This is a genomic window from Microcystis sp. M53598_WE2 (assembly GCF_030067735.1).
Classification (GTDB): Bacteria; Cyanobacteriota; Cyanobacteriia; order Cyanobacteriales; family Microcystaceae; genus Microcystis; species Microcystis aeruginosa.
In genome coordinates, this window is record NZ_JASJFE010000354.1 from 1 (window position 1) to 5,291 (window position 5,291).

Annotated in this window: 3 protein-coding genes; 1 reads left to right on the forward strand and 2 read right to left on the reverse strand. The window is 44.3% G+C overall.

What is annotated here, in order from left to right:
* A partial coding sequence (locus tag PX636_RS07600; RefSeq protein WP_288116645.1) for an HsdM family class I SAM-dependent methyltransferase occupies positions 1–968 on the reverse strand: 968 nt, incomplete at its 3' end.
* Positions 969–1,340: 372 nt separating this feature from the next.
* A complete protein-coding gene (gene ychF / locus PX636_RS07605; RefSeq protein WP_012267878.1) occupies positions 1,341–2,432 on the reverse strand; it encodes a redox-regulated ATPase YchF in 1,092 nt (363 codons plus the stop codon).
* Between the two features lie 562 nt (positions 2,433–2,994).
* Between ychF and PX636_RS07610 the strand changes: the two genes are divergently transcribed.
* Complete coding sequence (locus PX636_RS07610; RefSeq protein WP_288116647.1) at positions 2,995–5,028, forward strand: elongation factor G; 2,034 nt, start codon at positions 2,995–2,997, stop codon at positions 5,026–5,028.
* Positions 5,029–5,291: the final 263 nt, after the last annotated feature.

The following is a 5,291-nucleotide window of genomic DNA, read 5'->3' on the forward strand; positions in this document are numbered from 1 at the left end:
ATAGATTTCTCAATAAATAAAATATCGGGCGACTGACCCGCTAAAACGGTTGGGGAAACTTCCCAACCATTGGACGCTGATTTATGCCATTTCCGGGCAAGAAGATATGATTTAAGAATTTTCTGGTCTTCTACTTTTCCTTTATTTCCGAAAGGAGGATTGGTCAAGATAACATCAAAGGAATTATTTAATTTTTCATCTTCGATAAGCGCATTAGTGCAGATAATTTCTGAACCTGTGCCACCTTCAAAAACTAAACGAATCATTCCCGAAAGGGCGACATCAGGATTAAATTCAATTCCTGTAATACTTTCTTGCACAAAACTTGCTATATTGAACTCTGGATTATTTTGTCGAACATGGTTGATTGCTTGAATTAAAAAACCACCACTTCCGCAAGCAGGGTCGATAATTTTTTCGTTTGGTTTGGGGTCTATCATTTCAACCGCAAGGCGGACAATTGGGTGAGGGGTAAAAAATTCTCCCCTATCTCCACGCTGGTGTCTATTTACAAAAGTCTGAAAGGCTTCCCCTTTTATATCGCCAGATGTTTTAGTTAAATTAATGTACTGTAACCTGCCTACAATATAAGCAAGAGTCAAAGGTTTTAACTTGAATGTGTCATCGGTGAAAAATCCCCGATAATGATTCTTGATGGAGGTAAATAATTGACTGAGACGCGACATAAATTCATCGGACTTATTTGCTACGATGGCTTTATATTCACTTGCTGTAACGCCAAAATTTACAGATTGCTTGGCAGATTTTTCATCATGAAGTTTGATGATGATTAGTTTAACCATCTCGTGAAAAATCTTGTCTTTGAGCATTCCTTCGTTGGCGTAAATATAATTATGGCACTCTTCAAAAACTGCGGAAAGATTGTTAGAAGGTCGTAATTCCTGAATTTGCGGGAGTTTTTCAGGTAACAGGCTGTCTTCAGAAAATAACAATCCTTGCTCTTTCATTTACTGCGCTTGATTTGACCGTTTCCCCTTGCGGGTTGTTGAATAGATAGACTATTTTTAGCCTCGACTGCATTCCTACCAAACCAGTCTTTTAGTGAACAGAGAACATCGCCATCTTGATTAAACAAGAACTTGGCCTTGTACCTAATTATAGAATATAAATTAGAGGATGTCAAGAGATAAAAAATTCAGTTTAATGTTAACCAAAGTGAGTAAAAAAAGCTTAGAAATTGTTTAGGGCAGAAATTCGGAGCATCTTTCAATTTGACAACGCCTATTGTAGGGCTAATTCATGAATTAGCCCTACAGCTATTGACAACGCCAAATTCAACCTTTTGATCAGGTGGTGGCACTCACCTGATTTATTTTTAGCTATACATTAAAACGGAATAGTAAAACATCACCCTCTTGAACAATGTATTCCTTGCCTTCACTTCTGACTAAACCTTTTTCTTTGGCCGCGCTCATCGTGCCACTATTAACTAAATCCTGATAAGACACGGTTTCTGCACGAATAAAACCCCGTTCAAAATCCGAGTGAATAACTCCGGCTGCCTGGGGTGCTTTCATCCCAGAAATAATCGTCCATGCGCGGGTTTCTTGGGGTCCAGTGGTGAGATAGGTACGCAGTCCTAATAACTCGTAGGTAGCTTTAATTAAAGATTTTAATCCCCCTTCTTCTACTCCTAAAGAACCGAGAAAATCTTTTCTTTCTTCCTCCGACAATTCCACTAATTCCGATTCTACTTGAGCAGAAACGATCACAACTTTGGCCTGTTCCTCTTGGGCAATTTTACGGACACTTTCTACCCAATCATTACCCGTGGCCAGATCATCTTCGCTCACATTAGCGGCATAAATAATCGGTTTACGACTCAATAAACCGAGATTTTTAATTAATTCTTCTTCCTCTTTGCTTAAATCCACTTTTCGCGCCGAAATACCGTCATTAAGACAAATTAGGATTTTTTCAAGGATAGCCAATTCTTCGGCGGCTTCCTTGCTATTTTTCGCCTGTTTGCGTAAACGTTCCACCCGCTTCTCCACCTGTCCCAAATCCGCTAGAGCTAACTCTAGATTAATCACCTCGATATCCCGGGCCGGATCCACGGAACCGGAAACATGAATAATATCATCATTATCAAAACAGCGCACCACATGAACGATCGCGTCCACTTCCCGGATATTAGCCAAAAATTGATTACCCAATCCTTCCCCGCGACTCGCACCCTTGACTAATCCGGCGATATCGACAAATTCAATCCGCGTCGGCACGATTTTCTCAGAATTAGAGATTTTAGCCAAAACCTCCAGACGTTCATCGGGGACGGATACCACACCCACATTCGGTTCAATGGTACAAAAGGGGAAATTAGCGGCCTCGGCCTTGGCATTAGCCACCAGAGCGTTAAATAGGGTCGATTTACCCACATTTGGCAGTCCCACGATTCCAGCTTTCAACATAAAAATTGCTTGATAAACATCATCCCGACCTCTCACTATATCAGGCTGCATCTCGTTTTTGTGAATCCGGTTGATGAGAAAGACTCTCGATAGTCAACAGCTTAGTTAACATTTGCTGAAAAAATTTTTCCTGGAGGTAGGAGACTCCGATTCAGGAGACTCCGATTCAGGAGACAGGAGATTATTTTTATTTATTCTCCCCATTTCCCCATTTCCCCATTTCCCCATTTCCCCACACCCCACACCCCACACCCCACACCCACGAAAAACTTATTTAGCAAACCCTAGTTAACATTTATTCAAGTTCCTTAACTAAAAGTAGGCGAGACTTTACAAGAGATTGCGAGAATGGGATGTGATGCTTGAGACTGAGTTAGGGTGAAGAGTAAGAAAGAATACACCTGTAGCACTGGGCAAAATTATGGCAAGACAGGCCTTTCACTTCTAAATACATCCTGAGAGTAATTTTCAGTGCTATGACAGTATATTTCCTAGGGCGATCGAGTGTAAATATCGCCCAATCGCCGCAACTAATCACTAAATCATTCTTGGGGGTATCTGTATGAATCAAAGTATCGGAGCAAACACCCGTAATGTGGCCCTTGTCGGCCCCTACTCCAGTGGAAAAACCTCCTTACTGGAAAGTTTACTTTTCGTAACAGGAGCGATCACCAGAAAAGGTAAAATCAGCGATCGCAATACCGTCGGTGATAGTTCCACGCAAGCACGGGATCGACAGATGAGTGTAGAAGTTTCCGTTGCCCATAGTCAATACCAAGACCTAAATTTTACCTTTCTCGATTGTCCCGGTTCGATCGAATTTGCCAGTGAAACCTATAATGCCCTCGTCGGGGCCGGTGCTGCTATTATCGTTTGTGAACCGGTGGTCGATCGAGTTCTCACCCTGGCTCCCTTGCTAAAATTCCTTGATGATTGGGAAATTCCGCATCTAATCTTCATCAACAAGATGGATCGCTGTAATAGTCACTTTAACGAAGTCCTACAAGCTCTCAAATCCGTTTCTAGTCGTCCCCTCGTTCCCCAGCAATATCCCATCCGTCAGAACAACGAAATTATTGGATTCATCGATTTAATCAACGAACAGGCTTATCATTACCATGCTAACAGTCCCGCCGACCCTGTAGCTTTACCCGACCACCTCAAGGAAGAAGAACAGATTGCTCGACAAGAAATGCTGGAAACGATCGCCGAATTTGATGATCATCTTTTAGAAGAACTCCTCGAAGATATTAACCCCTCCCGGGAAGAAATTCTCCAAGACTTAAAACAAGAACTGGGAGCCGATCAGATAGTACCTGTGTTCTTCGGTATGGCGGAACGGGACTATGGTGTGCGTCATCTCCTCACCGCTTTAGTGGAAGAAGCACCGGCCCCGACAATTACCGCCAATCGTCGCGGTCTCGATCCCAGTGCGGATGGGGATGCCGTGGTACAAATCCTCAAAACCTATTTTACTCCCCAGGGCGGTCGCCTGTCCCTAGGGCGAATCTGGCAGGGAACCCTTAACGATGGCATGGCCTTGAACGGTGTGCGGATTGGTGGTATCTATCGTCTCATGGGACAACAACAACAACCCCTACAGCAGGCCCAAGCGGGGGAAATTGTCGCTCTCGGTCGTTTGGAGGGAATCGCCACCGGAGACGTGGTGAGCAGCGGCAGTCAAAAACCCGATCTTCCCAAAGGTTTACAACTCAAACCCGTCTTTGCCTTGGCCATTGCTGCCGCCAATCGCAAGGATGAAGTGAAATTAAGTTCAGCTTTGACGAAACTGATCGAAGAAGATCCCTCCCTCCACTGGGAACAACACGGCGATACTAAAGAAGTGATTCTCTGGGGACAGGGAGAAATTCATCTGCAAGTGGCCCTCGATCGCCTAGCGCGCAAGTATAATCTACCGATGACCACCCATTTACCCCAAGTTCCCTACAAGGAAACGATCAAAACCAGTACCAAATCCCACGGACGTTATAAACACCAAACCGGCGGTCACGGTGCTTTTGGTGATGTGTATCTCGATATTAAACCCCTGGCCCGGGGGGAAGGTTTCCACTTCCATGAAAGCATTGTCGGTGGTGTCGTCCCCAAACAGTATATCCCTGGGGTGGAAACGGGAGTGCGGGAATATCTCGGTCATGGTCCTTTGGGTTTCCCCGTGGTGGATATTGATGTTACTCTCACCGATGGTTCCTATCACAGTGTCGATAGTTCCGAACAAGCTTTTAAACAAGCGGCCCGTCTAGCGATGACGGAAGGACTGCCTAAATGTCATCCGGTCTTATTAGAACCAATTCTATCGGTGACGGTTCTCGCTCCCTCAGAATACACTGCCAAGGTTTTACAGTTAATCAGTGGTAAACGCGGTCAAATTCAGGGTTTTGAAGCTTCTGCGGAGTGGAAAGGTTGGGATCAGGTAACGGCCTATCTACCCCAAGCGGAAATGCACGATTTTATCGTTGAATTGCGTTCTTTGACTATGGGTGTCGGTTTCTTCCAGTGGGATGAGGATCACCTGCAAGAAGTGCCGGATAAACTGCGCGATGCGGTTTTAGCCATGCAGGGTAATGGTAACAAGTAGGCGATTTCGCCTCTGGTGTGGTCTATTGAGAAAAGGGAGAATCCCCCTCCCTTCCCTGATGGGTTACACAAGAGGTAGAACCTCTGGAAATGCGTTGCAAGGGTCTCCCTTGCAACGAGGTAATGGAGTTGCTGTGGCGATTCGATATATATGTACCAAACAAAAAAAGTGAAAAAGTGCAAGGCTTTATGGCCTTACAATTCTTCTCTCTTGCTATTTATCTCAGGGGAAAAAGCTAATATTTGTGCGGTTTTAAAAATAGC